This window comes from Telluria sp. LT2P80 (assembly GCF_059685955.1).
In genome coordinates this window covers 135,023-161,466 of sequence record NZ_JCASIO010000005.1, presented here as the reverse complement: position 1 = coordinate 161,466, position 26,444 = coordinate 135,023, and the positions used below count along the sequence as shown (strand labels likewise).

Sequence of the window (26,444 nt, the reverse complement as noted above, 5' to 3'; positions counted from 1 at the left end):
GCTCAAGCGATATCGAGGCGCTCGTGCGGCGCGAACTCGTGATAGATGTCGGGCTGGTGGGTCGGGATGTACACGCTCAGGCGCTTGCCACGGTGGAAGACGCCGCGCAGGCTGTTGCAGGCCGCCCAGGCGTGCTCGTACGAGTCGGCGATGTGCAGCACGGCCCAGGGGCTGTCCGGCGAACCTTCGCGGATCATGTCCACCTGCGTGATGTGAAAATACGGGGTGAAGCTGTCGATGATGGCGCTTTCGCTGGCATCGGCGTGCAGGCCCGACAGGATGACTTTCATGGGTGTTCTCCAGAATCAGGCAATGGTGGATCGAGCAGTTCACGCAGGTCATACGTATGGCGCGCGATCATCAGTTCTTCGTTGGCGGGCACCAGCCAGACGGCGACCCGGCTCGATGCCAGGCTGATACAGGCCGGGCCAGCGGCCGGCGCCGCGTTGGCGGCAGGGTCGAGTTCGACCCCGAGCCAGGCCGCGTCACGGCATACCGCAGCGCGCAGCCGCGCGCTGTTCTCGCCGATACCACCCGAGAACACCAGCGCGTCCAGTCCGCCCAGGGTGGCCGCCAGCGAACCGAGTTCGCGGCCGATCCGGTACACCAGCAAGTCGATCGCCAGTTGCGCGCGCGGGTCACTGCTCGCCTCCAGCACGCGCATGTCGGACGACACGCCGGACACGCCCAGCAAGCCCGATTCGTTGTACATCATGCGCTGCACGCTCTCCACCGTCATGCCCAGTTCCTCGATCAGGTAGATGACCACCCCCGGATCGAGCGCGCCGCAGCGCGTGCCCATCGGCAGGCCGTCGACCGCCGTGAAGCCCATCGTGCTGGCCATGCTGCGCCCGCCCTGCATCGCGCACATGCTGGCGCCGTTGCCCAGGTGCGCGGCGACCACGCGCGCGCCGGCCAGCGCCGGATCGCACTGCGGCAGCGTGGCCGCGATGTATTCGTAGGACAGCCCGTGGAACCCGTAGCGGCGGATGCCCAGGCTGGTGATCGCCTCTGGCAGCGCGAACGCCTGCGCCAGCGCTGGCTGCGCCGTATGGAACGCGGTGTCGAAGCAGCCAACCTGCAGCAGCCCGGGCCGCAGCGCCATCAAGGCGCGCACCGGCGCCAGATTATGCGGCAGATGCAGCGGCGCCAGTGGAATCAGGCCGGCCAGCCGATCGAGTACGGCGTCGTCCAGCTGCACCGGTCCGCTGAAGTCGACCCCGCCGTGCACGATGCGGTGACCGACCGCGCACACGCGGTAGCCATCCAGGTGGCCCTCGGCGAAATCGATCAGGTATTCCATCCCGGCCTGGTGGTCGAGCGGCGTCGTCCAGGCGTGTTCACCGACCGTGTGACCGGCGGCGTCGCGGGCGATGAAACGCGCAGCGCCCCGATACAGCCCGTCGATCTTGCCCGTGAAGAGCGGCGCCAGATCAGGCAGCGCATGCAGCGAAAACTTGATGCTCGACGAGCCGGCATTGATGACCGCGATGCAGTCCTGCGTCGCCATCAGCGCCCCGCCACGCTGGCATTGGCGCTGGCGCTGGCCAGCTGATGCCGCGCCAGCAGCACGGCGACGGCGCACGACGCGAGGCGCGCAGCGACCGAATCGGCGCGGCTGGTCAGAATCAAGGGCACGCGCGCGCCGAGGACGATGCCGGCCGCTGCTGCCCCGGCCATGAAGGTCAGGCTCTTGGCCAGCATGTTGCCGGCTTCCAGATCGGGCGCGACGAGCACATTGGCGCGCCCGGCCACGGGCGAGTCAAGCCCCTTGACGGCGGCGGCCTGCGGGTCGATCGCATTGTCCATCGCCAGCGGGCCATCCAGGATCGCGCCGGTGATCTGGCCGCGGTCGGCCATCTTGCACAGCGCCGCTGCGTCGATCGTCGATGGCATCTTGTCGCTCACGGTTTCCACTGCCGCCAGGATCGCCACGCGCACGCCCTCGAAGCGCAGCACGTGCGCCAGGTCGATCGCGTTCTGCACGATGTCGCGTTTTTCGGCCAGCGTCGGGATGATGTTGATGGCGGCATCGGTGATGATGAGCGGTTCGCTGCGCCCCGGCACGTCCATCACGAAGCAGTGGCTCAGGCGCCGCGCCGTGCGCAGGCCGGTCGTGGCGGCGACCACGGCGCCCATCAGTTCATCCGTGTGCAGGCTGCCTTTCATCAATGCAGCGGCCTTCCCTTCGCGCACCAGTTCGACGGCGCGCGCGGCCGAGGCGTGGCTGTGCGCCGTGTCGACCAGGCGCAGCGCGCCGATGTCCAGGCCAGCGGCATCGGCCGCGGCGTGAATGCGCGCCGCCGGCCCCACCAGAATCGGCGTGATCAGGCCGATACGGGCCGCGTCGAGCGCCGCTTCGAGTGCGTAGCGGTCGCACGGGTGCGCCACCGCCACCGTCACCGGGCCATTGGCGCGGCCGGCCTCGATCAGGCGGTCATAGTATGGATGTGCCGTCGCAACTACTGTCATCAATCTCTCCTTGAACGTGGGTACCTCACCAGTACCCGAGCAACTTCCACCACAGGCCGCCGACGACGGCAAACACCACCAGCTCGAACAGGCACATGATGAAGCCGACTTTCCACCACAGCCCCATGGTGACATACCCGCTGCCGAAGATGATCGGCGAGGTGCCGGTGGCGTAGTGGGTCAGCGTCATCATGATGCCAGACGCCGCCGTCATCATCAGCAGGAACAGTACGAGGTACTGGCCCGGCACCAGCGCGGCGCCCACCGACAGGAACGCGAACATCATCGCGCTGATGTGGGCCGTGGTGCTGGCAAACAGGTAGTGCGAGAACACGAAGGCCAGCACCAGCACGCTCGCTGCGGCGCCCCACCCCATGCCGCTGGCGACGATCGCGTCGCGCATGCCGTTCGAGGCCCAGGCGATCACGCCCATCTTGTTGAGTTGCTCGGCCAGCATGACGAGCGCGCCGAACCAGATCAAGGTATCCCACGCGCTTTTCTCGGACAGGATATCGTCCCAGTCGAGCGTGCCCGTGATGATCAGGATGAACAGGCCGACAAAGGCGACCACGGTCGGGTCGAGCGTGAACGCGCTGCCAAACAGCATCGCCGGCACGTTCGCCCACAGCGCCAGCAGCAGGCCGAACGTGCCGAGCATCACGCGTTCACTGGCCGACAACGGCCCCATGCGTGCGAGCTCGCCCCGCGCGAAATCGATCGCATCGGGCGTCTGCTTGAGTTCCGGCGGCGCCAGCAGGTAGATAATCAGGGGCATCAGGAACAGGCACACGAGGCCTGGCAGCACCATGCACAGCGCCCACGTGGTCCAGCTCAGCTGAAATGTCTGGCCGCTGGCGCGCGCGACGAAGTCCACCACCAGCGGATTGGGCGCGGTGGCGGTGACGAACATCGTCGAGGTGATCGGATTGGCGTGGTAGTTGACCAGTGCCAGGTACGTGCCCACCTTGCCCTCGGTGCCCTTGGCCGGGTCGGAATCGAACGACGCGGCGATCGATTTCATGATCGGGTGGACGATGCCGCCGCCGCGCGCGGTATTACTGGGCGTGAACGGCGCCAGCACCAGCTCGCAGACGGCCAGCCCGTAGCCGATGCCGATCGTGCGCTTGCCGAGCAGCGCGATGAAGTTCAGCCCGATGCGGTTGCCCAGGCCCGTCTTCTTCAGGCCGCGCGAGATCAGCACGGCAACGACGATCAGCCAGATCAGCGGGCTGGAAAAGCTGCCCAGCGCGTCGGCCATCGCGCCCTTCGATGACCCGGACGTCACCTGCGACAACGCCACGATCACGATCGCCATCAGCGCCATGACGCCGATGGGCATGACTTTCAGGATGATGGCAACGATGGTGGTGAGAAAGATCGCCACCAGCGTCCATGCGCCAGAGGTCAAGCCTGCGGGATGCGGAATGGCCAGCAGCGTGAGCAGTACGGCAGTGGTGACCAGAGCAGGAATCAGGCGAAACGGCACGGCCTGATTGAAATAACGAAACGCAGCCTGCAAGCGCAACAGCATGAACTTCCTTCTACTTAACCGACCAGAAACGAAAAATATTGACTAGTGGTTTGGATAGTAACAGGAATATATTGCACCGCATCAATCATTGAGCGGTTTGGTCGGGTATTCACGCAGGCCGTGGTGTAGGGCCCGGCGTGTCTTATGATGGATCTTTACATGGAGTCGCACCCGACGATGACCGCTATCCGCCCCGCAAGCCCGCTTGACGCCGCCCGCCTCTGCGCCATCTACAACCACTACGTCGACGGCACGACCATCTCGTTCGAGGAAGCGCCGGTGACTGCCGACGACATGGCCGCACGCATCGCCGACGTCATCGACGGCGGCCTGCCCTGGCTGGTGCTGACGGATGGCGGCACCATCATCGGCTATGCCTACGCTACCAAATGGCGCGCCCGGCCCGCCTACCGCCATGCGGTCGAGAGCACGATCTATCTCGATGCTGCCCTGGCAGGCCAGGGCCATGGCATGCGCCTGTACGCCCAGCTGCTGGACGCGTTGCGCGCACGCGGCCTGCACACGGTCATTGCCGGCATCGCGCAGCCGAACGCGCGCAGTGTCCGCCTGCACGAGCGCCTGGGTTTTGCCAAGGTCGCGCACTTTGCAGAAGTGGGCTTCAAGCTCGGGATGTGGCTCGATGTCGGCTACTGGCAGATGCGCCTGACGCCAGGCTAGATTTCATCGGCGGGCTCGACCGGCCGGCGCGCGTAGCGGCCCGCAATCACCGCGCAGACGATCAATTGAATCTGGTGGAACAGCATCAGCGGCAGCACCACCATGCTGATGCTGGCGGCAGGAATCAGCACGTGGGCCAGCGGGATGCCGGTGGCCAGGCTTTTCTTCGAGCCGCAAAACACGATGGTGATTTCATCGGGCTTCGAAAACCCGAAGCGCCGTGCCAGCCACGTCACCACCAGCATGACGACCGCCAGCAGGACGATGCAGACCAGGATCAGATTGCCCAGCATGGCGGGCGGCACGCGTGACCACAACCCTTCCACCACGGCCGCGCTGAACGCGGAAAACACCACCAGCAGGATCGAGCCCTGGTCCACGCCCCTGACCAGGCTCTTGTGGCGATCGACCCAGCCACCGATCCAGCGCCGGGCGATCTGGCCCGCAACGAATGGCAGCAACAGCTGGTAGACGATCATCAGGACCGAATCGAGCGACGCGCCGGCGCCAGACGAGGCCGGCATCGCCACGCTCACCAGCAACGGCGTAAGGAAGATGCCTAGCAGGCTCGACACCGACGCGCTGCAGACCGCGGCCGGCACATTGCCACGCGCCGCGGCCGTGAAGGCAATCGACGACTGCACGGTCGACGGTAGCAGGCACAGAAACAGGATGCCCAGATACAGTTCGGGCGTGAGCAGCAGCAGGATGCCGGGCTTGAACAGCAGCGCCAGCACGGGGAACAGCGCAAAGGTGCACAGCAGCACCAGCAGATGCAGGCGCCAGTGGGTCGCACCGGCAATGATCGCAGCGCGCGACAGTTTGGCGCCATGCAGGAAGAACAGCACCCCGATCATCACCATCGTGACGACCTTCAGCACGGCGGCAACGTCGCCCTGCGCCGGAAAGATGCTGGCGGCGGCCACGACGGCCAGCAGCATCAGGGTCATTCGGTCCGGCAGAAATCGGGATGACATTCGGGCGAGCATACTGGGATCCTGGCAGCGTTCGGGAATGAAAAAAGCCACCTTGCGGTGGCTTGTTCCATGCTACTTGGCGGAGAGGGTGGGATTCGAACCCACGGTACGCTCGCGCGTACGCCTGATTTCGAGTCAGGTACATTCGACCACTCTGCCACCTCTCCTGATTCGGTCGATTCTTGCTGTGAGCTGCAAGAGACCGCCATTATAGCGGATTGATCGGGAAATGGAAGGGAGAAAATGCGCGGTGGCTGATTTCCCCTTCCATCACCTGTTTCAAGCCGCCGGGGTCAAGCGCTCCAGCCCACCCATGTACGGGCGCAGCACCTCGGGCACGATCACGCTGCCGTCGGCCTGCTGGTAGTTTTCGAGCACGGCCACCAGCGTGCGGCCCACGGCCAGGCCCGAGCCATTGAGCGTGTGCACGAGCTCGGGCTTGCCCTGGGCATTGCGGAAGCGGGCCTGCATGCGGCGCGACTGGAACGCTTCGCAGTTCGACAGCGACGAAATCTCGCGATAGGTGTTCTGCGCCGGCAGCCAGACTTCGATGTCGAAGGTCTTGGCGGCCGAGAAGCCCATGTCGCCCGTGCACAGCAGCATGACACGGTACGGCAGGCCGAGCGAGGTCAGGATGAACTCGGCATGGCCGACCATCTCGTCCAGCACCGCGTATGACTGCTCCGGATGCACCACCTGGACCAGCTCGACCTTGTCGAACTGGTGCTGGCGGATCATGCCGCGTGTGTCGCGGCCATAGCTGCCGGCTTCGGAACGGAAGCATGGCGTGTGCGCCGTCATCTTCAGCGGCAGTGCGTCCAGCGCGAGGATCTCATCGCGCACGACGTTGGTGAGCGACACTTCGGACGTCGGGATCAGGTAGAAGGTCTCGCCCTCGCCTTCGACGCCGCCCTTTTTCACCGAGAACAGGTCGGCTTCGAATTTCGGCAGCTGGCCGGTGCCGCGCAGCGAATCGGCATTGACCATGTACGGGGTGTAGCACTCGGTGTAGCCATGCTGTCCAGTGTGCGTGTCGAGCATGAACTGCGCCAGCGCGCGGTGCAGGCGCGCCATGCCACCCTTCATCATCGAGAAGCGCGAACCGGTGATCTTGGTGGCGGTTTCGAAGTCCAGGCCCAGGCGCTCGCCGATGTCGACGTGGTCGCGCACGGCGAAGTCGAATGCCGGCACATCGCCCACCTTGCGCACTTCGACGTTGCCGCTTTCATCCAGGCCCTGCGGGGCGCTCTCGTGCGGCAGGTTCGGCACGGCTGCCATGAACTGCGCCATGCTTTCCTGCACCTTCGCCAGCGCCGCTTCATTGGCCTTGAGCTCGTCGGCCAGGCCCGCCACTTCCGCCATCACGGCCGTCGTGTCTTCGCCTTTGCCCTTGAGCATGCCGATCTGCTTGGACAGCGCATTGCGCTTGCCCTGCAGTTCTTCGGTGCGCGTCTGAATGGCCTTGCGTTCGGCCTCCAGTGCACTGAAGGCGGACACATCGAGCTGGTACTTGCGGGTCGCCAGGCGGGCGGCAGCGGTGTCGATGTCTTTGCGGAGAAGTTGGATGTCAATCATGTCGGGTTGGACCAGGCTGTGTGTATCGAAACCACAATTGTACCAAGCCGACTGGCATTCCTTGCGAGATTTGGCAGTGACGTTGCCGGGCCCTCGCCTGCCCACCGATCGGCGGTGAGTTATAGCGTGGCGGCCAGGCGCGGCGCGCTCACGACGACGGTCTGGATGCTGGCCATGTCGAGCGCCGGCGCGGTCGCTGCAGCGATCGTGATCGGCCGTTCGTCTGCGGTGACGTAGCTGCCAACCAGGCCCAGTGCAACAACGGCCAGGAACAGGGCTTCGAAGTTTTTGCGGATGTTCATGATGGCTCCTCGGTGGTGGTTTCAGGGTTCGCAGACTTGCTGCGGTATGGTGGTACTGTAGCCACCGATCCCCTGAACCACCATCGACTTGCGACGAAGCGCATGAACTGCGGCGCAGAATGCGCCGCCATGCGACCGACGGCAACGCCGTCCTGAATGGCGCGATGCGCCATGTCAGATTAAAAAGCCAGATCGACCGGCTTGGAACTGGCCGTCACTTTCGGCACGTCGATTTTGGCACCCTGCGCCAGTTTCACCACGCCAGCGATGATGCCACCCGAATCGCTGACGACTTTCCCCAGCAGTGGCAAGGTGTCCTTGACCGGCATGATCTTCGTCAGGTTCATCGGATTGGCGCCGGCCTGGCCCACCAGCGCCTGCCCGGTTTTGGTCAATTCAAGCGCTTGCAGGCCGCCGATACCAAAGTTGAGCAAGGCGTTACCGATCTGTTTGCGCCCGTCGGCGTCGAGCGTGGCCATGCGGCCCTTCATGTCACCCGAGTCGAGCAGGCGCTTCGTTTCGGCCGACTGCGACTCGTACAGCTGTTTCGTGCGCACGTTCTTTTCGCCCGGATCGGTCAGCTTGTTGATGGCATTCAGTTCGGCCTTGATGACGGCGCTGTCTTCCTTGCTCATGAAGGCCGAATTGATCGCCACCAGCGACTGGCTGGTCAGAGCGCCCAGCACTGCGCTCTGGTTGACGAACGTGCCAACGCTGGCGCCGATATCGCCGCCACTGCTGCTCTTCGCGCCGCCCAGCAGGCCACCCAGGCCACCCAACTGGGCCTGGGCCGCGCCTGCACCCATCAGGCATGCGGCAACGACGACAGCTTGTGCAATCTTGTTCATTTTTTTGTATCCCTGTGTTGTAACGTTGATCAGTTCTCGATTTTCTTGAGCAGGTCAGGTTGCATTGACAGCCCGTTGCCCAGTCCTTTGTATCCGTAGAATGCCTCCCTGCCCTGCGGCGGCACCCCACTGAATTCGGTGCGCAAGCCCGAGGCCGCCGTATGCTTCAGCTCGCCTCCTGCCTTGAAACGTGCTTGCAGGCCCAGCATCAACGTGGCACTGCATGCGGCGCCGGCGCACTGCGCCGCTTCTTCGCGCATGACATATCCCGGCTGGACGCACAAACCGATCGCCGGCGCCTGCAGCCGCAGGTCGAACAAGCCGGTGCCCAGCAGTGCGTTGGCAGCGTCGTAAAACGCGGGGTCGCCCACATGCCCGGCATAGTTGCGCGAACGATAGACTGCGTGGCGCACCAGCGGCCCCGCAAACGCCGCCTCGGCCACATTGTTCTGCCCGACATACGGCGGCTCCGCGCAATCGGTCACACGCGTCACGCCGGCCAGTTGCTGCCCATACAGACGCACGATGTCGCCACGCTGTGGACGCGGCAATGCCGGATTGACGGCCGAATACGACAGGCCAACAAGGGCACCATCGCCGACGGCATTGATACTGCCGGGCTGGACGTCCAGATCCAGTAACGCTGCCTTGTTCCCCGCTTTGGCAGAAAGCGGATGAAGCACGCCAAAGCTGGGCAGTTCGGTCGGCACGCCGTCCATGCCCTCGACCCAGAGACGTTCTGCATCAACCTTCACCACGCGCAGTTCGCGCGTGGCAAAGCGCACATTGGCGAGGAAGTTGTCCGCGAGCTTGCCGGTTGCATTCTTGAGGGCGACTTCGCGTGCTTCCGGCAGGCCCAGGCCGTTGCCGCCGACGCGTTCGATCCGGTGGTCGTCATCACCCAGCTCCGAAAACACCACTTTGCCGAAGCGGTCGACGACTTGTGCGGTCACGAGGGTGTGAAAGCGTTCCTCGGTGACGGCGCCGCGGACGCCGCTCAGGACAACGGACGGCGTGCTCACAGGCGTGAAGCGCAGGAAAAAATCGGGGGGATCGTTCCGCTCACCGGATGCCTGCGCCATGCTCGGCAATTTGCTCCAGTCGACACAATTGGCAGCGCGGGTGATGCGCTGTCTGGTCTGGTCGAAATGCACGTCGACCGGGCTGAGCTGGAAGGTTGCCTTGAAGCCGATTGCGCGCCCGAACATGTCGGCGACCGCCGTACCGTCAGGATCGTTGCTGGCAACCACAGGCATCAGGCGTGGCTTGCGGCTGTCGTCACCCGTGCTTTCGAACGTGAATTGCAGGCTGTCGCCCACGTTTGCCGAACCCAAGGCGCTGCGCAGCACGGCATAGCCGCTGTCAGCGTAGAGCACGTCGAAGATGCTGGTCTGTCCGTCGGCAGAGCGCGCCTCGACCTGCTCGCCTTTGACGAAGCCGGCTTCAACACCACGATCGGTGACCAGGAACTTGCCGTCGCGGTCCACCAGCTTGACCATCGTCGACCTGGGGTCAAAGGCAGCGCGGGCACCGGCAACCAGCGTACCGATCTGTTCGCTGATGCTCTTGAGGACTTCGGCGCGGATGGTCGCATCCATCGCCCCCGATGCGTACTCGCTACGGCTGAAGCGAAACGGGGTATAGACTGTCTCGCTCATCGTGTAGACGACCTTGGCCAGACTCGGCCGGACGAACTGCAGGCTGAGCGTCACCGGCACCAGCACCTCGACGTTGTCGCCGCGTTCGACCTTGTACAGCGATGCCCGCGTGATGCCGAGCACCACGGCGTAGGTATCGGCCACCTTGAACGACGGCGCCGCGCGGCACTGCAGGTTGCCGTCATTGACGAAGCGGTGGCCTTGACCGATGTTGTTGTCGGCAACCTGACGCGCATGGATGAGTGAGCCCGGATAGGCCCCGTGCAACTTGTCGACGAACTGCGTTACCAGCGCAGCCTGCGCTTGCTGCCCGGCCTTGTCCCCGAACAAGCGCGCCATTACACCCGGATCGAGCATGCGGCGTGCTTTCTGCCCCTCCACCGACATGCCCTCAATTTCCTGCACGGGAAACAGATAGAACGATGCCGCTGCGGCCGGCAATACGGCAGCAACACCGATGGCCAGACTGATGGCCAGAACGGCAACCTTGCCGGTCATGCGCACACAACGCGCCATCAGATTCGCTCCGGGCACTTGCCTTCGATGCACATCACGAGGCGGTCGCCCCGGCGCTCGAAGCGGGCGTCCTTGTACGCAGCATCACCCGATTCCTTGAACGCGTCGACCATGTCCTCGATCCGCTCGCTGAAGTTGCCCTTGGCCATGACGTTCCAGGTGCGCAACTCGTCGGTTGCGTTGTCGCCGTCACCGACTTCGACCACGCCTTCGATTGCTTTCAGGCGGCTGGAGAAGTCGCGCCGCACCTTGCCTGGCACACGCAATGCGCTGTAGATCGATACAAAGTACGGCGTGCCCTGGACGGCGCCCTGCTGCAGGGTGCGCTGGGCCTTGGTCCCGATCGTGTCGGCAAGCGCACGCGCCATCGACTCGGAGAGGTTGCCACGGCAATTCTGGTCGCTGCTGCCGGTAGCGCGCTTGACGATCGTGCCGGCCACGAAACCGGCGCCGGTGTCGACGTTCGACGACGTCAACTGCAATTGTCCGGAGCATTCGGTCTGGCCGCTCGGACTCGTTCCTTCGGTCTGCATGCGGGCACGTCCATAGACGACGTACTTGGCGCGGTAGCTGCCTGCCGCTGCCTTCGCCAGATAGCCATCGAACTTCTGCAGGCGCTCGATATCGCTGACGGTCAGGCGCTGGCCACCTTCGACGCGGAAATCGCGCTCGTCGGTAAAGGCCAGGCCGAAATCGCCCGCGACCTGCTGCAGCTTCTGCGTGATCAGGGCGCTGCTGGCCTCGACCGGACGGCCATTATCGATGCCGGCAAAGACCTGGCGCACCTTGAGGTTGACCACGTCATTCTGGCGCCGGACATCATTGTTCTGCGCCGAGTAACCGGCCGCACTGGCCGACTTGCTGGCGCTGGCGTTTGCGTACGTGGCGCTCATGGCCGCCTGCGACGACGCACTGCCGGCGGCGGACGATTTCTGGGCACCGGCAAACTGGGTGTCGCGCGCCCCGGATGACGAGGCGCTGCCCGACGCGGCGCCGGCATTGCCATAACCGTCGCGCAGCGCAAGCGCGCCGCTGGCAGAGCCGCTATGGGTCTGGCGGTCGCGCGCAGCAACGGACGACGCCGAGCTGGCGGCGAAGGCGGCCTTGTCTGACGAGGCTGCCTTGAAGCTGCCCTTGGCGGCGCTGGCAGCTGAACTCGAGGCGCTGCGCGACGACGCGACCGATGTACTCTGGTCCGACATCGCGCTCTTGTCGTGCGAATAATCGATTTCAGTGACCAGCGGCAGCGACGGGTCGAGTCGCGTTCCGACACCGTAGTACTCGTCGATCAGGAACAGCACCCTGGCATTGGCGACCGCCACGCCCGAACCGATGCCCAGTGAACGCGCCAGATCCAGGAACTCGCTCGATTCGACCTGCAGGACACTACGCGCACTGAGCACGTCGCCTTCGGCGCTGAACGATGTGCGCAGCTTGTCGGCTAACTGCTTGTGCAGGTCTGGCAGCGCATTGCGCACTTTCGGGTCGTTCAGGTCAGCGCTGAGCTTGATCTTGAGGACGCTGGCCACGGCGTCCTTCTCGGCCTGCTCGCGTGCGATACGGCGAGCGTTGATCAAGTCTCCATTCGCCTTGATACTCAGTTCCCTGGTACCGTTAGCCTGAAAAGTTTCGGCCGTGACGGGCGCAGCGAAGCTCAGCGCGAGCAGCGCCGGCAGCAAATGTTTCTTCATCATGAGAAAGGTGTGAGAGAAAAGATTAGTCGGGTAGCTGAACCGAGACATCGCCGGCGCTGGCCTTGATGCCATCGACGCCGATGGACGCAGCTGCAGCGTTGGATGACACCGGCACCGGAACCGGCGTGGTGCGAGGCGTCAGTCTGTCGACGTGGCCATCCGGTGCTGCGGCGGTGCCGGCAGCCAGGCCAACCAGGCGCTCGTCAAGGCGTACCGGTTCGAGCATCGGCTCGGTCATCAACTGCACCGCGTCCACCGCCCCGCCCTGCACCGCCATCCCGGCAAAGCGAATGGCTGCGTCGGCGTGGCCTGCCTGCGCACTCGCTTTTGCTGTTTCCCAGGCGACGCTGCCGCTTGGGTCGGCCTGATTCGCCAGCCAGGCGGCGCCATCGGTGCTGGCCCGGCTGAAGTCACCTTTGGCAATCTGTTCACGCAGCGTCCCTGCCACCTCGGCTGCACTGGCAGGCCGAATCGCTTCCGCCACGCTATGACGTGCACCATCACAGCCAGTCAGTAACGTTGCCGCGATCGACATCGCCAGCACCAGCACGCCAGTCGACAGGAAGCTTGATCTTGTTGGCATGCCAGGCCCTATTGATATAGAAGTTAGAACGTTATAATTATGAGAGCATATCCTACACGTGTAATTATTTTCTGTAAAGAAATTGTTTCTACCGCAAAACAGGCTTGGGCCAGAATGCGTTCAGCGCGAGCTTGGCGCCATACAGCACGATGAGCGTGCCGGCCAGATCGCCGGTGAACATGACGACGAAGCCTTTCCACAGATTCTGGCCGCCCATCAGCGCAAACCAGGCATGGTGCATGGCAGGACTCATGACGGAGAACAGCAGCGCGAAGCAGAACAACCGCTGGCCGCTCATGCCGCGCAGCGATGCACCGATCCCTGATGCCAGCAACGCGCGGTATGCAAGATACGGCGCCAGCGACGACAGGATGCCGCCAGCGAACGAGCGCAGCGGATCGTCCGGAAAAAAGTGGAAGAAGCAGATGTACCAGGATGCCAGCAACAGGCCAAATGCACCGGCCTCGGCGAACAGCAAGACGCTCAGCAGGCGTACCCCGGCAGGCAGGTAGATGATGTTGATGCCGGGCACAAACTCAAGGCGCGTAAACAGCATTTCGTTCAGCATAATGGTGGCCAGGAACAGGGTCGCCGTGCACGCCACCATGGCGAATTTAAGCTGCAAATGACGCATGGATGAGAGGCTTTGGTTACAATGCAAAGATTACGGAAGGACGCCGGATTATAAACAAGCGGGTGTTATCCGACACGCAACAATTTGCTGAGCGTGGCAGCACTGCAACAAGCATTGCCCGAACAGGGCATGGGAACTCGATGAGTCAAGAAAAACCGCCGACACGGCCGGCCGACATTTACCTGCGCTTCCTGAATCTGGTCGACGCACTGCGCACGCTGCCCACTCTGGGGCCGCTGGACGCGCGCGAAGAGCGCGTGCTGGCCGTGGTCGCCCGTGCATTGCAGGCTCACCAGCGCCTCTCCGTGCGCGACCTGATGGCGCAGGAACACCTCGGTGCGCCCGCGACCATCCATGCGCGGGTCACGGCGATGCGCAAGAAAGGCTGGCTCACGCTCACCGACACCGAAGACACCCGGCGCAAGCAGGTTGACCTCACGCCGGCAGCGCTGGCGTACTTCGATGAATTGTCAGGCCTGCTGGTGAAGGCCGCAGAAGGCCGCTAGCGGCGGGCCTCGTCGTCCAGCCCGCGCAGCCACGCCATTTTTTCGGCGATCTTGGTTTCGATCCCGCGCGGCACCGGCTGGTACCAGCCTGGTTCGGGCATGTCGTAGGGCAGATAGGTCTCGCCCGCCGCATACGCATGCGGCTCGTCGTGGGCATACCGGTAATCGTGGCCGTAGCCCAGTTCTTTCATGAGCTTGGTCGGCGCATTGCGCAGATGGACCGGTACTTCGCGCGACTTGTCCTTGCGCACAAACGCCATCGCCGCATTGAAGGCGTTGTAGCCAGCATTGCTCTTGGCGGCAATCGCCAGATAGATCACTGCCTGACCCAGTGCCAGCTCCCCTTCCGGCGAGCCGAGCCGCTCGTAGGTGGCGGCAGCATCGTTGGCCAGCTGGATTGCACGCGGATCTGCGATGCCGATGTCTTCCCAGGCCATGCGCACGATGCGGCGCGACAGATACTTGGCATCGGCCCCGCCGTCGAGCATGCGACACAGCCAGTACAGTGCGGCGTCCGGGTGCGAGCCGCGTACCGACTTGTGCAGCGCCGATATCTGGTCATAAAAATTGTCGCCGCCCTTGTCGAAGCGGCGCACGTTCAGCGTCAGCGCATTCTCGACGAAGTCGGCCGTGATGTGCGTGATGCCGGCCGTGTCGCTGGACGTCTTCGTTTGCTCGAGCAGGTTCAGGAAGCGGCGCGCGTCGCCGTCGGCGTAGCCGATCAGCGTGTCGATGGCAACCTCGTCGAATTCGAGATGCTGCAGCACCGATTCTTTCGCGCGCGCGAGCAACTGGCGCAGCTCGTCATCGGTCAACGCCTTGAGCGTGTACACCTGCGAGCGCGACAGCAGCGCCGAATTCACCTCGAACGACGGATTCTCGGTCGTTGCGCCGATCAGCGTGACCAGCCCGCTTTCGACGAACGGCAGCAAGGCATCCTGCTGCGATTTGTTGAAACGGTGGATTTCGTCGATGAACAGGATCGTGTGCTTGCCGCGCGCCAGATATTGCTCGGCCTGGTCGATCGACGCGCGAATATCCTTCACGCCCGACAGCACCGCCGACAACGCAATGAATTCGCAGTCGAACGCATACGCGGTCAGGCGCGCCAGCGTGGTCTTGCCCACGCCCGGCGGGCCCCACAGGATCATCGAATGGGGCTTGCCCGACTTGAAGACCAGGTTCAGCGGCTTGCCGGGGCCCAGCAGATGGCTCTGCCCCACCACCTCGTCGATGGTGCGCGGGCGCAGGGCTTCGGCCAGCGGCGCCGCCGGTTCGGTCTTGAACAGGTCATCCACGGCGCTCTCCGTACGGCTTACTGGTTGACGACGTCGGCGCCCTTGGGCGTCTCGAACTTGAATTGCTGCGCGCCCAGGGCCGGGTTGCGCTGGAAGTTCGTGAAGGTCAGGCGCGAGGTCTGGCCAAACGTGTCTTTCAATTCCATCGCCAGCGGCACGCCGCCCTTCAGACCGATGCTGATCTGCTCGAATGACGTGTCCTTGGCTTTCGGTACGGCGTTGAGCCACTCCATGCCGTCGCGCTCACCCGCTTCGCTGAGCGTGAAGTTTTCTTCCAGCTTGTTGCTGCCAAACAGGATTGCGGCCGGGGATGAACCCAGCGCGTTACCGAGTTTGCGCACGGTGACCTGGTTCAGGTCCTTGTCGTAGATATACAGCTGGTCGCCATCGGCTTGCAGGACTTGCTCGTACGGCTTCTGGTAGGTCCAGATGAATTTGCCGGGACGGGCAAAGACGAAGCTGCCGCTCGACGCAGGGCTGGCCTTGCCGCTTTTCGATTTGCCCAGCTGTTGCTGGGTGAATTCGCCCTTGGCCGACTTGGTGCTGGCGACGAAGGATTTGAACTGGTCGAGTGCTGCGGCGCTGGCGATGGTCGAGAACGCGAAGGCGCTTGTGGACAGGAGTGCGGCGATGGTGAATTTGGTTGCTTGCATGTGGAGGTCCTGTTCTTGTTTTTTGGTCTGCCTGGGCAGGTTGAACGCGTGGATGGCGGAGCCGCCTCGCCGGCCGCGTCCACCCTACAGCAGAAAAAGCTTGCAGTCGGCGCTACGCTTATTCCGCGCTGGCCGCCGGCACCAGGATGTCGCGGTTGCCGTTCGACTGCATCGGCGAGACAACGCCGCTGTTTTCCATCTGTTCCAGCAGGCGTGCGGCGCGGTTGTAGCCGATGCGCAGATGACGCTGGACCAGCGAGATCGATGCGCGGCGGTTCTTGAGCACCACCTGCACCGCCTGATCGTACAGCGCGTCGGCCTCGCCGCCGCCCTCGCCTGGCGCAGCCCCGTCTGCGGCGCCGCCTTCTTCCAGCGTGCCCCCTTCGAGGATGCCTTCAATATAGTTCGGCTCGCCCAGCGATTGCAGATGTTTTACAACTCGATGCACTTCCTCGTCGGACACGAACGCGCCGTGCACGCGCACCGGCAGGCCGGTACCTGGCGGCATGTACAGCATGTCGCCCATGCCCAGCAGCGCCTCGGCGCCCATCTGGTCGAGAATCGTGCGCGAGTCGATCTTCGACGAGACCTGGAACGCAATGCGGGTCGGGATGTTCGCCTTGATCAGGCCCGTGATGACGTCGACCGATGGACGCTGCGTCGCCAGGATCAGGTGAATGCCGGCCGCGCGCGCCTTCTGGGCGATACGGGCGATCAGCTCTTCGACCTTTTTACCGACGACCATCATCAGGTCGGCCAGTTCGTCGATGATGATGACGATGGTCGGCAGCTTCTCGAGCGGCTCCGGATTGTCCGGCATGATCGAGAACGGATTCGGGATGTGCTCTTCGCGCTTGGTCGCCTCGAGGATCTTGTTGTTGTAGCCAGCCAGATTACGCACGCCCAGCTTGCTCATCAGCTTGTAGCGGCGCTCCATCTCGTTGACGGCCCAGTTCAGCGCGTGGCCGGCCTGGCGCATGTCGGTCACGACCGGCGCGAGCAGGTGCGGAATGCCTTCATACACCGACATTTCCAGCATCTTCGGGTCGATCAGGATCAGGCGCACGTCGGCCGGATCGGATTTATACAGCAACGACAGGATGGTGGCGTTGATGCCGACCGACTTGCCGGAACCCGTCGTACCCGCCACCAGCAGGTGCGGCATCTTGGCCAGGTCGGCCACCACCGGCTTGCCGGCGATGTCCTTGCCCAGCGCCACGGTCAGGCTCGACGCACTGTCGCCATACACCTTGGAGCCGACGATCTCGGACAGGCGCACGATCTGGCGCTTCGGGTTTGGCAGCTCGAGCGCCATGTAATTCTTGCCGGGGATCGTTTCCACGACGCGGATCGACGTCAGCGACAGCGAACGCGCCAGGTCGCGCGCCAGGTTGACGATCTGGCTGCCCTTCACGCCGGTGGCCGGTTCGATCTCGTAGCGCGTGACGACCGGCCCCGGATAGGCGGCCACGACCTTGGCGTCGACGCCGAAGTCGGACAGTTTCTTTTCGATGAGACGGCTGGTGAATTCGAGCGTCTCGACGCTGACCGTTTCGGTCACCGGAGGCGCTTCATCGAGCAGCGCCAGCGGCGGCAGGTCGGTATCGCCCCGGTGATCGGAGAACAATGGCGTCTGGCGTTCTTTTTCGGCACGCTCGGACTTGGGCACGCTGACCATCTGCGGCTCGATCTTGATCGGCTGCAGCACCGGCTGCGCGCCTGGCGCACCAGTCGACGCGCCGCCGGAGGCCGACGCTGCCGTCGACTTCGCCATGGAGACAGGCGCTGGCGCCATGTCGAGCGACGGCTCGGCCTTGACGACCGGAATCGGCTCGTTCGAATGTTTTTCGGTGAACCTGGCGCGGCCATGGTCGACGACTTCGTCGCGCTTGACGGCCGCGACTTCGCCTTGCTTGCGGTCTTCGATGTCTTCCATGCGCAGGCGGAACCAGTCGAACGCGTCGTCGAACACGCCGCCGATGCGCTCGGCCACGGCCAGCCACGAGACCTGGAAGAACAGCGAGAAGCCCAGGCCGAACAGCAGCAACAGCAGCAAGGTAGCGCCGGTGGCGCCGAACGTGACCTGGCTGGCATGCCCGATCAGTTGCCCCAGCACGCCACCGGGCGCGCGTGGCAGTTCGACATCCCACGACCACATGCGCAGGTATTCCAGGCCGACGCTGCCGGCGAACATCAGCGCAAAGCCGATCCAGCGGACGTAGATTTCCCCGTGGTGCACGGGCTCGGCGGCCGCGGCCGTGCCGAGCTTGTCGGTCAGGCGTCGCCAGCCGCGCCAGACCTGGCGCAGGAAGATGACGCTCCACCACCAGGCCGAAAAGCCGAAGATGAACAGCAGCAGGTCGGACAGCCAGGCACCGGCAGCACCGCCCAGATTGTCGATGCGGGGCACCGAATTGGCGTGCGACCAGCCGGGATCCCCCTTGCTGTAGCTGAGCAGGATCAGGACGAAATAAAGGAACGCGACGGCGCCGGCGATCCAGCGCGCTTCGGACAACAGGCGCGACAGGCGGCCTGGCAGCGGCGCGCGGGCCGTTTGCTTGGTGCGGGTATATCCGGAGGTGGCGGCTGGACTATTCTTGCTCATTGCAGGCACTGCGTGGTAACTACGAATCGACGATCCGGTCATTCTAAGCGATATACGGTCACACTGGCCCCACGATTCATGCCCGCGCGCCGCATCGTCTATAATCTGCCCTCTTTCGCACACCCCGACCGGCGCCCGCGTGGGCCTTGATTCTTCTCAAGGTGCCCCCAATTGCCGTGTGTCTATTAACAATCATTGAAGCGCCGCCATGACTACAACTAAACACGCCAAAGTCCTCATTCTCGGTTCCGGTCCTGCCGGCTACAGCGCCGCTGTGTACGCCGCGCGCGCCAACCTCAAGCCGATGCTGGTGACAGGCGTCGAGCAAGGCGGCCAGCTGATGACCACCACCGATGTCGAGAACTGGCCGGGCGATCCGCTGGGCGTGCAGGGTCCGGAGCTGATGCAGCGCCTGCTGCAGCACGCCGAGCGCTTCAATACCGAAATCGTGTTCGACCAGATCCACACGACCTACCTGAACGAAAAGCCGATCCGCCTAGTGGGCGACAGCTTCACCTTCACCTGCGACGCCCTGATCATCGCCACCGGCGCCTCGGCCCAGTACCTGGGCCTGCCATCGGAGCAGGCGTTCATGGGCAAGGGCGTGTCGGCCTGCGCCACCTGCGACGGCTTCTTCTATCGTAACCAGGAAGTCGCGGTCATCGGCGGCGGCAATACCGCTGTCGAAGAAGCGCTGTACCTGGCCGGCATCGCCTCGAAGGTCACGCTGATCCACCGCCGCGACCGCTTCCGCGCCGAGCCGATCCTGGTCGACCGCCTGATGCACAAGGTCTCCGAAGGCAAGATCGTGCTGGAATATAACCAGACGCTCGATGAAGTCCTGGGCGACAACAGCGGCGTGACGGGCCTGCGCCTGAAATCGACCCAGACGGGTGACTTCAAGGACCTGACCGTGCATGGCCTGTTCGTGGCCATTGGTCACAAGCCGAACACGGGCATCTTCGAAGGCCAGCTCGAGATGCACAGCGGCGGCTATCTGGTGACCAAGTCGGGCCTCGAAGGCATGGCCACCGCCACCAGCGTGCCGGGTGTGTTTGCTGCCGGCGACGTGCAGGATCATATCTATCGTCAGGCGATCACCAGCTCGGGCACCGGCTGCATGGCCGCGCTCGACGCACAGCGCTACCTCGAAGCGCTGGAAGACGATCCACAGTAAATCCTCACCAGGGACCGCATTCGATGGCAGGCATGAAAGACTTCGCTGAGCTCAAGGGCTTGCGCGACCAGCTCAAGGAAAACGAGCGCGTGCGCGCCATCGAACAGGCCGAGCGTGAACAACGCGAACGCCTGGCGCGCGAACGGGCAGTGGAATTTCGCAGCTCGATGCAGGGCGTGCGCAAGCTGCCCGAATCCGATCGCTACGTGCACCGCCCGGTGTACGTGGCCCCGAACCGCCCGATCCAGCGCGGCCCCGTACTCTCTGCCGAAGAAGAAACCGAAGCGGTCCTGCGCGAATCGCTGTCGGACCAGTTCGACGTCGAAGGCATGCTCGACGAAGACCCGGCCCTGAGCTACTCGCGCGACGGCGTCGGCCCCGATGTGGTGCGCAAATTGCGCAAACGCCACTGGCCGATCCAGGACGAACTCGACCTGCATGGCCTGAACCGCGACGCTGCGCGCGACGCCCTCACCGACTTTTTGCACCGCGCCAACCGGCGCGGCGTGCGCTGCGTGCGCATCATCCACGGCATCGGTTACGGCTCACCGGGTGGCGAACCCGTGCTGCGCGGGATCGTGCACAGCTGGCTGGTGCAAAAGAACGAGGTGATTGCCTTTTGCGCGGCCGGCCGGTCCGACGGCGGCCACGGCGCGCTGATCGCCCTGCTGCGCGCTGCACTACTGGAATAACACGCGTCTGTATGGGTAATGCAACATGGTTGTGTAACAATTGCAATGTTCGTCTTTGCAGTTTCCACGCCTTTTGCCGGTTGATTGTAGAATTCTTCTCGGCCGGTCTTTTGCCGGTCATTCGACTAGGGGTGGTGTGATTTGAAGGCAATGCAAGCGGTCATCATGGAGCATGGGCAGCAGGTCGATTTGTCGTCCTGCGCCGACGAGCCGATCCATATCCCCGGCTCGATACAGCCCCACGGCGCAATCCTGTTCTTTACCGAAGATGCACGTCTGGCCGGCTGGAGCGAAAACGCGCCCGCCATGCTGGGTGTCGTCCCGCAACTGGGCCTGGCCCTGGGGGACCTGGCCCTGCCGGTGGCTGCCTTCGACGCCATTTCCGACTGTATCGACACCCTGAACGATGACGACGCCGGCCCGATCGTGGCCGGCCTGTCCATCGGCGCGGCCGAATATGATTGCGTCGTGCACGCCGCCCATGGGCGCGTCACCGCCGAATTCGAACTGCGCGAAGCCTCGACCGAAGAAGTGTCGCAGTTTGCCGTCAAGGCGCACAGCTCGATCGACCGCCTGCGCCGCCAGAAAACCATCGAAGGGCTGCTCAGCGTCGCCGTGGCCCAGGTGCGCGATTTCACCGGGTTCGATCGCGTGATGGCCTACCGTTTCCGCGCCGACGACAGTGGCGACGTGGTGGCCGAAAGCCGCCGCGACGATCTGGTCCCGTACATTGGCCAGCGCTACCCGGCCGGCGACATCCCGGCCCAGGCGCGCCGGCTGTACACGCTCAACACGCTGCGCATGATCGGCGACATGGACTACCAGGCCGTGCCGCTGTGCGGTGCGCCGGGCGCCCCGCCGCTGGACATGAGTTTCGCGGTGCTGCGCAGCGTCTCCCCGGTGCACATCGAGTACCTGAAGAACATGCACGTGATGGCGTCGATGAGCGTGTCCATCGTCATCAACGGCCGCCTGTGGGGCCTGATCGCCTGCCACCACATGTCGAAGAAGCTGGTGCCGTATGCCGTGCGCCTGGCGGCCGACGTGCTGGCACAGGTGATGGCGTCGACCATCCTCAGCATCGAAGCGCGCGCCGACGCCACGCTGGCCGAGCAGTCGGCCCGCGTGCGCACGAGCATTGTCGAATCGCTGCTGCTCGACGACGACCCGATCGACACGCTGGGCGAACATGGCGAGTCACTGATGGCGGCTGCCGGGGCCCAGGCAATGATCGTCGCCCAGCACGGCAAGGTCGTCGTGCATGGCGAATTCGCGCCCGAACTGGCCAAGGCCGTCATTGCGTCGCTACCGGACAACCAGCACGATTTGCTGGTGCGCGAAGGCAAGCACGAATGGCCGGAGGCACTACAAGCACAATTGGGAAAGTGGGTCGGCATGCTGGCCCTGCCCTTCGATCCGATGGGCCAGGGCTGGTGCGTGCTGCTGCGCGTCGAGCAGATCGAAACCGTGGCCTGGGGCGGCCGTCCCGAAAAAATTGCCATCTTCGGCCCGCTGGGCGAACGCCTGACGCCACGCGGCTCATTCGATGCCTGGCATGAAACGGTGCGCGGTCGCGCGCACCCGTGGGAACCCACCGTGCTGGGCAATGCCCGCCTGACACTGGCCGAGCTGGTACGCGCCATGAACTCGCACCGCTCGCAGACGGAGGCGACCCGCGCGCAGCTGCTGGCAATGCTGGGGCACGACCTGCGCGATCCGCTGCACTCGATCAATATGGCCGGCATGGTCCTGGAGCGCACCGGCAACGGTGGCGGCAATGGCCAGCCGACGCTGGGCAAACGCATCCAGTCGTCGACCAACCGCATGCAGCGCATGATCAGCCAGGTGCTGGACATGAGCCGCATCGACAGCGGCATGGGCCTGGGCGTCTCGCTGGTGCCGGTCGACCTGAAGGAATTGCTGATCGACCTGATGGACGAGGCGCGCATGGCGTATCCGTCGATCCCGCTCGACCTGATCTGCGACGACGAGGCCACCGTCAAGGCCGACAGTGGCCGGCTGGGCCAGGTGTTATCCAATCTGATGAGCAATGCGCGCCACCACGGCGAGCCCGGCACGCCAGTGACCGTGTGCCTGCGCGCCAACGAGCGTGATGCATCGGTCGAGGTCGCCAACGCCGGCCAGGCAATTGCGCCCGAAACCGTGGCCACGCTCTTCAATCCATTCAAGCGCGCGTCGATGAACAACCCGCGCAACCGCACCGGCATGGGCCTGGGCCTGTACATCGCGCAGCAGATCGTGCGCGAGCACCAGGGTGAACTGGCCTACCGGTATGCGGATGGGCGGGTGATCTTTACGCTGCGGCTGCCACTGCTGGCGCGGTAAGCCCCGGGGCGATCGGCACATCGGTCACGTCGTTGGGCGGGTAGTTGAAGTAGCCCCGGCCCACCCAGTCGTTGTCGGTCACGAAGAACGCGCTGAACGGAATCTCGACCGTGCCGATCGCGGGCGGTTTGAGCGTCGTGATGATGGTGCCCTTGAGCGCCAGTGACATCGTCGCCGGGCCGAACCCCATTGCGCGCACCTGGCCGGTGATGTTCGACACCGCCAGTTCGCCGTACGGGGGCGCCAGGGCCTGGCTGATCTCGCCCTTGCCCTGCACGGTGCCATCGGCCTGGTCGATCATCAGCACCATCTTCAGGATCGGGGCGCCGGGCATGCCGCAGTTGCCGGCGGTCAAGGTGACCACTCTCACGGACTCGAACGTATTCGCCATCATCTACTCCTTCATCTGGGTTGGATTGCAGGGATTGTCCAGCGCTCGCGCCGCGCGGACCTCACCACTGTAAGCATGCCCGGCCACAATGACCTTCCGGTTTTCTTCCCTCTCCAAGACCGGGCGACGCGCATGGCGCAGGGTGCGCATAATTCTCTTATGCAAGCGCTGAGCCCGTGGTAATCTCACAACACCATTCCCTGACCTCTGCTGCATGACGCTCATCAAGTTCATCGAAATCATGGCGATCCTGGTCGGCGCATTTTCCGGCTTCATCGAGGCACGGCGCAAGCGCATGGACCTGGTCGGGGTATTCACTGTGGCGTTCATTACCGCATTCGGCGGCGGCACGCTGCGCGACATCCTGCTCGACAAGCGCCCGCTGTTCTGGGTAACGCACCAGGAATATGCGATCGCGATCTTCGTGCTGGCGCTGGTTGCCTCTCCCCTCATCCGCACGCTGCGTCAAATCGTGTCGGAACGCCTGATCGTGATTGCCGATGCCGTGGGCCTGGGCCTGTTCTCGATCGCGGGCGTGTCGGCCGCGCTGGCGGCGGACATGCCGATCTTCATCGCCTCGATGATGGGCGTCATTACCGGGATTTTCGGGGGTGTGCTGCGCGATATCGTCTGTAACGAAGTGCCGATGGTGTTTCGGGACGGCAAACCGTATGCGATCTGCGCCTTCATCGGCAACTGGCTGTTCCTGCTCATGGGCAAGTACGGCGTGCCGCACGATTTTGCGCTGTGGTCGAGCTGCCTGTTCATCAGCGGCCTGCGGCTGCTGACGTGGAAGTTCGATATGCGGATGGGGCGGTAACGACGCACCGCCCCGGAGGTCTTGCTTAGACGGCGTCCGGGCCGGTCTCGCCGGTACGGATCCGGATGACCTGCTCGATGTTCTGCACAAAGATCTTGCCGTCACCGATCTTGCCGGTGCGCGCTGCCTTGATGATGGCGTCGACGACGCTGTCGGCCATCGGATCGTCCACCACCACTTCGATCTTCACTTTCGGCAGGAAATCCACGACGTATTCGGCGCCGCGATACAGCTCGGTATGCCCTTTCTGACGGCCAAAGCCCTTCACTTCGGTGACGGTCAGGCCGGTAACATTGACCTCGGCCAGCGCTTCACGCACTTCGTCGAGTTTGAACGGTTTGATCACGCAGGTAATCTGTTTCATGGTGGTAGTCCTTTCGATGAGTCGGGGATATTCGCCAGGTCGTCGAGCCAGACGGTGGCCTCGGAATCGGACGGTGCGCGCCAGTCGCCGCGTGGCGAGAGGGAGCCGCCATTACCGACCTTCGGTCCGTTCGGTACGCACGAGCGTTTGAACTGGCTGGTCTTGAAGAAGCGGAACAAAAAGATCGACAGGTTGCGCTTGATGGCGTCCAGGTCGTATTGGTTGCGCGTGCCGGTCTCGTCCGGCCAGCGCCCCGCGGCGCTGTCGTGCCACGCGGAATACGCCATGAACGCGACCTTGCTCGGCTTGAAGCCATAGCGCAGCGTGTAGAACAGGTTGAAGTCTTGCAACTCGTACGGGCCGATACGCTCCTGCGTGCTTTGTGCGGGCTTGGCATCGGTGCCGTGACTGACTGCACCGCCAGGCACCAGCTCGGGGCTGATCTCGGTATCGAGAATGTCGATCAGCACCTGCGACCGGCCCTCGGCCAACACGGTCCCCGTCTCGGCCACCCAGCGCACCAGGTACGAGATCAGCGTTTTGGGCACGCTGGCGTTGACGTTGTAGTGCGACATATGGTCGCCCACGCCGTAGGTGCACCAGCCCAGCGCCAGCTCGGACAAATCGCCCGTGCCGATCACGATCCCGTTGTGGAAGTTCGCCAGCCGGAACAGGTGGTTGGTGCGCTCGCCCGCCTGCACGTTCTCGAACGTGATGTCGTAGTCGGGCGTGCCCTCGCTGTACGGGTGGCCCAGATCCTTGAGCATCTGGATGCAGCTCGGGCGGATGTCGATCTCTTGCGCGCTGCAGCCCACGGCGGCCATCAGGTCGCGCGCCTGCTTGAGCGTGCGCTCGCTGGTGGCAAAGCCCGGCATCGTGTAGGCCAGGATATTCGTGCGCGGCAGCTTCAGGCGGTCCATGACTTTTGCGCAGACGAGCAGCGCATGGGTCGAGTCGAGGCCGCCGGAGACGCCAATGACGACCTTCTGGATGCCGCTCGAGGCCAGGCGCTGGATCAGGGCCTGCACCTGGATGTTGTAGACCTCGGTGCAGCGCTCGTCGCGCCGGGCGCGGTCGGCCGGCACGTACGGGAAGCGCTCGATGCCACGCGCCAGCGGCATCGTGTGCTCCAAGGGCAGCGCGAGGTCGAAGCGCACGACGCGAAACGCCGCGACTTCAGCCGCATGGCGCCGGGCCGACTGTGCGAAGGTGGTGGCCTTCATGCGCTCGGTCGACAGGCGCTCGAGGTCGACGTCGGCGAAGATGATGTGCGATTCGTCGGAAAAACGTTCGGATTCGGCCAGCAGTTCGCCCTTTTCGTAGATCAGCGACTGGCCATCCCACGCCATGTCGGTGGTCGACTCGCCGCGCCCGGCCGACGTGTACAGATAGGCCGCCATGCAGCGCGCCGATTGCTGGCCGACCAGCTGGTGGCGGTAGCCGCTCTTGCCGACGACGACGTTCGATGCGGACAGGTTGACCAGCACCGTGGCCCCGGCCAGCGCCGCAAACGACGATGGCGGTACCGGCACCCAGACGTCTTCGCAGATCTCGAGATGAAAGCGCAGCAGCGGCAGGTTGGCGACCTCGAACAGCAGGTTCACGCCGAACGGCACGGTCGCGCCAAACAGGTCGATCTGATCGACCGGCGCGCAATCGGCGGGCGTGAACTGCCGGGATTCGTAAAACTCGCCATAATTAGGCAAATAACTTTTCGGCACCACGCCCAGCACGCGCCCATCGGCGATGGCGACGGCGCAGTTGAACAGCATGTGGTTCACCCGCAGCGGCATGCCGATGACGATGGCCAGCGGCAGGCTGCGCGAGGCATCGAGGATGGTCTGCAAGCCGCCCAGGCAGGCGTCGAGCAGCGCGCGCTGGTGGAACAGGTCGTCGCAGGTATAGGCAGACAGGCCCAGCTCGGGAAACGCGACCAGTGCCGCGCCTTCGCTTGCCGCATGCTGCGCCAGTTTGATCGTCTGTTCGACGTTGTAGGCCGGGTCGGCCACGCGGATACGCGGGATCGCGACGGCAACGCGTGCAAAATGGTGCGAATAGAGATTGAAGAATCGGCTGTTCATGAATGGGTCTCTCGCAGTGCCGACGCGGCGAATCGCTGCCCGT

At 64.1% G+C, this 26,444-nt stretch carries 24 protein-coding genes and 1 tRNA gene; 6 read left to right on the top strand and 19 right to left on the bottom strand.

The window, feature by feature from the left end:
* Positions 1-2: 2 nt before the first annotated feature.
* From AC56LW_RS14850 to AC56LW_RS14835, 4 genes are read right to left on the bottom strand one after another with little or no spacing between them, the layout of a single operon-like run.
* Positions 3-290, bottom strand: coding sequence for an RNA recognition motif domain-containing protein (locus tag AC56LW_RS14850; RefSeq protein ID WP_332529972.1), 288 nt, complete (start codon positions 288-290; stop codon positions 3-5).
* Entirely contained in the window at positions 287-1,510 is a 1,224-nt protein-coding gene (locus tag AC56LW_RS14845) for an acetate/propionate family kinase (protein ID WP_499635535.1), read from the bottom strand. The genes AC56LW_RS14850 and AC56LW_RS14845 overlap by 4 nt, the downstream gene beginning before the upstream one ends.
* Complete coding sequence (locus AC56LW_RS14840; protein ID WP_332529970.1) at positions 1,510-2,472, bottom strand: phosphate acetyltransferase; 963 nt, start codon at positions 2,470-2,472, stop codon at positions 1,510-1,512. Before AC56LW_RS14840 ends, AC56LW_RS14845 begins: the two co-directional genes overlap by 1 nt.
* Positions 2,473-2,497: 25 nt before the next feature.
* Positions 2,498-4,003, bottom strand: a complete 1,506-nt coding sequence (locus tag AC56LW_RS14835; RefSeq protein ID WP_499635533.1) for a DASS family sodium-coupled anion symporter — start codon at positions 4,001-4,003, stop codon at positions 2,498-2,500.
* 144 nt (positions 4,004-4,147) lie between these two features.
* On the opposite strand from AC56LW_RS14835, the gene AC56LW_RS14830 reads away from it, so the two are divergent.
* Positions 4,148-4,681 (top strand): arsinothricin resistance N-acetyltransferase ArsN1 family B, encoded by a 534-nt coding sequence (locus AC56LW_RS14830; protein ID WP_499635531.1) that lies wholly within the window; start codon positions 4,148-4,150, stop codon positions 4,679-4,681.
* On the opposite strand, the gene AC56LW_RS14825 is transcribed toward AC56LW_RS14830, so the two are convergent.
* From AC56LW_RS14825 to AC56LW_RS14785, 9 genes are all read right to left on the bottom strand, one after another.
* A complete protein-coding gene (locus AC56LW_RS14825; protein ID WP_499635530.1) occupies positions 4,678-5,631 on the bottom strand; it encodes a bile acid:sodium symporter family protein in 954 nt (317 codons plus the stop codon). The genes AC56LW_RS14830 and AC56LW_RS14825 overlap by 4 nt on opposite strands.
* A 104-nt stretch (positions 5,632-5,735) precedes the next feature.
* A tRNA-Ser gene (locus AC56LW_RS14820) sits at positions 5,736-5,825 on the bottom strand.
* Positions 5,826-5,937: 112 nt separating this feature from the next.
* Positions 5,938-7,233 carry a serine--tRNA ligase gene (gene serS / locus AC56LW_RS14815; protein ID WP_499635528.1) on the bottom strand — a complete coding sequence of 432 codons (1,296 nt, stop codon included), beginning with the start codon at positions 7,231-7,233 and terminating at the stop codon, positions 5,938-5,940.
* Between the two features lie 119 nt (positions 7,234-7,352).
* Entirely contained in the window at positions 7,353-7,535 is a 183-nt protein-coding gene (locus tag AC56LW_RS14810) for a hypothetical protein (RefSeq protein WP_332529965.1), read from the bottom strand.
* A 179-nt stretch (positions 7,536-7,714) separates the two neighbouring features.
* The gene (locus AC56LW_RS14805; protein ID WP_499635524.1) at positions 7,715-8,383 is read right to left on the bottom strand and encodes a hypothetical protein; all 669 of its coding nucleotides are present in this window, start codon (positions 8,381-8,383) and stop codon (positions 7,715-7,717) included.
* A 29-nt stretch (positions 8,384-8,412) separates the two neighbouring features.
* Positions 8,413-10,557, bottom strand: coding sequence for a hypothetical protein (locus AC56LW_RS14800; protein WP_499635521.1), 2,145 nt, complete (start codon positions 10,555-10,557; stop codon positions 8,413-8,415).
* Complete coding sequence (locus AC56LW_RS14795; protein WP_499635518.1) at positions 10,557-12,251, bottom strand: hypothetical protein; 1,695 nt, start codon at positions 12,249-12,251, stop codon at positions 10,557-10,559. Before AC56LW_RS14795 ends, AC56LW_RS14800 begins: the two co-directional genes overlap by 1 nt.
* Before the next feature lie 22 nt (positions 12,252-12,273).
* Complete coding sequence (locus AC56LW_RS14790; protein WP_499635515.1) at positions 12,274-12,834, bottom strand: hypothetical protein; 561 nt, start codon at positions 12,832-12,834, stop codon at positions 12,274-12,276.
* Positions 12,835-12,922: 88 nt separating this feature from the next.
* Positions 12,923-13,468, bottom strand: coding sequence for a hypothetical protein (locus tag AC56LW_RS14785; protein WP_332529960.1), 546 nt, complete (start codon positions 13,466-13,468; stop codon positions 12,923-12,925).
* A 140-nt stretch (positions 13,469-13,608) separates the two neighbouring features.
* Here AC56LW_RS14785 and AC56LW_RS14780 point away from each other — a divergent pair, with 140 nt between their 5' ends.
* A complete protein-coding gene (locus AC56LW_RS14780; RefSeq protein ID WP_332529959.1) occupies positions 13,609-13,974 on the top strand; it encodes a winged helix-turn-helix domain-containing protein in 366 nt (121 codons plus the stop codon).
* On the opposite strand, the gene AC56LW_RS14775 is transcribed toward AC56LW_RS14780, so the two are convergent.
* The 3 genes from AC56LW_RS14775 to AC56LW_RS14765 all read right to left on the bottom strand — a co-directional run bounded on the left by AC56LW_RS14775 (position 13,971) and on the right by AC56LW_RS14765 (position 18,530).
* A complete protein-coding gene (locus AC56LW_RS14775; protein ID WP_332529958.1) occupies positions 13,971-15,272 on the bottom strand; it encodes a replication-associated recombination protein A in 1,302 nt (433 codons plus the stop codon). The two genes, AC56LW_RS14780 and AC56LW_RS14775, sit on opposite strands and share 4 nt — an antisense overlap.
* A 17-nt stretch (positions 15,273-15,289) precedes the next feature.
* The gene (gene lolA / locus AC56LW_RS14770; protein ID WP_499635512.1) at positions 15,290-15,925 is read right to left on the bottom strand and encodes an outer membrane lipoprotein chaperone LolA; all 636 of its coding nucleotides are present in this window, start codon (positions 15,923-15,925) and stop codon (positions 15,290-15,292) included.
* A 118-nt stretch (positions 15,926-16,043) separates the two neighbouring features.
* Positions 16,044-18,530 carry a DNA translocase FtsK gene (locus AC56LW_RS14765; RefSeq protein WP_332529957.1) on the bottom strand — a complete coding sequence of 829 codons (2,487 nt, stop codon included), beginning with the start codon at positions 18,528-18,530 and terminating at the stop codon, positions 16,044-16,046.
* A gap of 208 nt (positions 18,531-18,738) precedes the next feature.
* Between AC56LW_RS14765 and trxB the strand changes: the two genes are divergently transcribed.
* The 3 genes from trxB (at position 18,739) to AC56LW_RS14750 (ending at position 22,745) form a co-directional block, all read left to right on the top strand.
* Positions 18,739-19,707, top strand: coding sequence for a thioredoxin-disulfide reductase (trxB, locus tag AC56LW_RS14760; RefSeq protein WP_183550884.1), 969 nt, complete (start codon positions 18,739-18,741; stop codon positions 19,705-19,707).
* Between the two features lie 23 nt (positions 19,708-19,730).
* Complete coding sequence (locus tag AC56LW_RS14755) at positions 19,731-20,399, top strand: Smr/MutS family protein (RefSeq protein WP_332529956.1); 669 nt, start codon at positions 19,731-19,733, stop codon at positions 20,397-20,399.
* A gap of 150 nt (positions 20,400-20,549) precedes the next feature.
* Positions 20,550-22,745 (top strand): ATP-binding protein, encoded by a 2,196-nt coding sequence (locus AC56LW_RS14750; RefSeq protein WP_332529955.1) that lies wholly within the window; start codon positions 20,550-20,552, stop codon positions 22,743-22,745.
* Here the strand turns inward: AC56LW_RS14750 and AC56LW_RS14745 are convergent.
* Positions 22,714-23,139: a DUF1842 domain-containing protein gene (locus AC56LW_RS14745; protein WP_499635507.1), complete on the bottom strand. Its 426-nt coding sequence runs from the start codon at positions 23,137-23,139 to the stop codon at positions 22,714-22,716. The genes AC56LW_RS14750 and AC56LW_RS14745 overlap by 32 nt on opposite strands.
* A gap of 211 nt (positions 23,140-23,350) precedes the next feature.
* On the opposite strand from AC56LW_RS14745, the gene AC56LW_RS14740 reads away from it, so the two are divergent.
* Positions 23,351-23,956, top strand: coding sequence for a trimeric intracellular cation channel family protein (locus AC56LW_RS14740; protein ID WP_499501712.1), 606 nt, complete (start codon positions 23,351-23,353; stop codon positions 23,954-23,956).
* Positions 23,957-23,981: 25 nt separating this feature from the next.
* Here the strand turns inward: AC56LW_RS14740 and AC56LW_RS14735 are convergent, their stop codons facing one another.
* Both AC56LW_RS14735 and AC56LW_RS14730 read right to left on the bottom strand, forming a co-directional pair.
* Positions 23,982-24,320, bottom strand: coding sequence for a P-II family nitrogen regulator (locus tag AC56LW_RS14735; RefSeq protein WP_183550870.1), 339 nt, complete (start codon positions 24,318-24,320; stop codon positions 23,982-23,984).
* The gene (locus AC56LW_RS14730; RefSeq protein ID WP_499635504.1) at positions 24,317-26,401 is read right to left on the bottom strand and encodes an NAD(+) synthase; all 2,085 of its coding nucleotides are present in this window, start codon (positions 26,399-26,401) and stop codon (positions 24,317-24,319) included. Before AC56LW_RS14730 ends, AC56LW_RS14735 begins: the two co-directional genes overlap by 4 nt.
* Between the last annotated feature and the right edge of the window lie 43 nt (positions 26,402-26,444).

Coding starts and splice junctions, on each gene's coding strand:
- AC56LW_RS14800 (WP_499635521.1), bottom strand. CDS start 10,557: ATGGCGCGTTGTGTGCGCATGACCGGCAAGGTTGCCGTTCTGGCCATC.
- AC56LW_RS14755 (WP_332529956.1), top strand. CDS start 19,731: ATGGCAGGCATGAAAGACTTCGCTGAGCTCAAGGGCTTGCGCGACCAG.
- AC56LW_RS14835 (WP_499635533.1), bottom strand. CDS start 4,003: ATGCTGTTGCGCTTGCAGGCTGCGTTTCGTTATTTCAATCAGGCCGTG.
- AC56LW_RS14750 (WP_332529955.1), top strand. CDS start 20,550: ATGCAAGCGGTCATCATGGAGCATGGGCAGCAGGTCGATTTGTCGTCC.
- AC56LW_RS14845 (WP_499635535.1), bottom strand. CDS start 1,510: ATGGCGACGCAGGACTGCATCGCGGTCATCAATGCCGGCTCGTCGAGC.
- AC56LW_RS14735 (WP_183550870.1), bottom strand. CDS start 24,320: ATGAAACAGATTACCTGCGTGATCAAACCGTTCAAACTCGACGAAGTG.
- AC56LW_RS14830 (WP_499635531.1), top strand. CDS start 4,148: ATGATGGATCTTTACATGGAGTCGCACCCGACGATGACCGCTATCCGC.
- AC56LW_RS14850 (WP_332529972.1), bottom strand. CDS start 290: ATGAAAGTCATCCTGTCGGGCCTGCACGCCGATGCCAGCGAAAGCGCC.
- AC56LW_RS14785 (WP_332529960.1), bottom strand. CDS start 13,468: ATGCGTCATTTGCAGCTTAAATTCGCCATGGTGGCGTGCACGGCGACC.
- lolA (WP_499635512.1), bottom strand. CDS start 15,925: ATGCAAGCAACCAAATTCACCATCGCCGCACTCCTGTCCACAAGCGCC.
- AC56LW_RS14825 (WP_499635530.1), bottom strand. CDS start 5,631: ATGACCCTGATGCTGCTGGCCGTCGTGGCCGCCGCCAGCATCTTTCCG.
- AC56LW_RS14790 (WP_499635515.1), bottom strand. CDS start 12,834: ATGCCAACAAGATCAAGCTTCCTGTCGACTGGCGTGCTGGTGCTGGCG.
- AC56LW_RS14795 (WP_499635518.1), bottom strand. CDS start 12,251: ATGATGAAGAAACATTTGCTGCCGGCGCTGCTCGCGCTGAGCTTCGCT.
- AC56LW_RS14805 (WP_499635524.1), bottom strand. CDS start 8,383: ATGAACAAGATTGCACAAGCTGTCGTCGTTGCCGCATGCCTGATGGGT.
- AC56LW_RS14810 (WP_332529965.1), bottom strand. CDS start 7,535: ATGAACATCCGCAAAAACTTCGAAGCCCTGTTCCTGGCCGTTGTTGCA.
- AC56LW_RS14765 (WP_332529957.1), bottom strand. CDS start 18,530: ATGAGCAAGAATAGTCCAGCCGCCACCTCCGGATATACCCGCACCAAG.
- trxB (WP_183550884.1), top strand. CDS start 18,739: ATGACTACAACTAAACACGCCAAAGTCCTCATTCTCGGTTCCGGTCCT.
- AC56LW_RS14780 (WP_332529959.1), top strand. CDS start 13,609: ATGAGTCAAGAAAAACCGCCGACACGGCCGGCCGACATTTACCTGCGC.
- AC56LW_RS14840 (WP_332529970.1), bottom strand. CDS start 2,472: ATGACAGTAGTTGCGACGGCACATCCATACTATGACCGCCTGATCGAG.
- AC56LW_RS14745 (WP_499635507.1), bottom strand. CDS start 23,139: ATGATGGCGAATACGTTCGAGTCCGTGAGAGTGGTCACCTTGACCGCC.
- serS (WP_499635528.1), bottom strand. CDS start 7,233: ATGATTGACATCCAACTTCTCCGCAAAGACATCGACACCGCTGCCGCC.
- AC56LW_RS14740 (WP_499501712.1), top strand. CDS start 23,351: ATGACGCTCATCAAGTTCATCGAAATCATGGCGATCCTGGTCGGCGCA.
- AC56LW_RS14730 (WP_499635504.1), bottom strand. CDS start 26,401: ATGAACAGCCGATTCTTCAATCTCTATTCGCACCATTTTGCACGCGTT.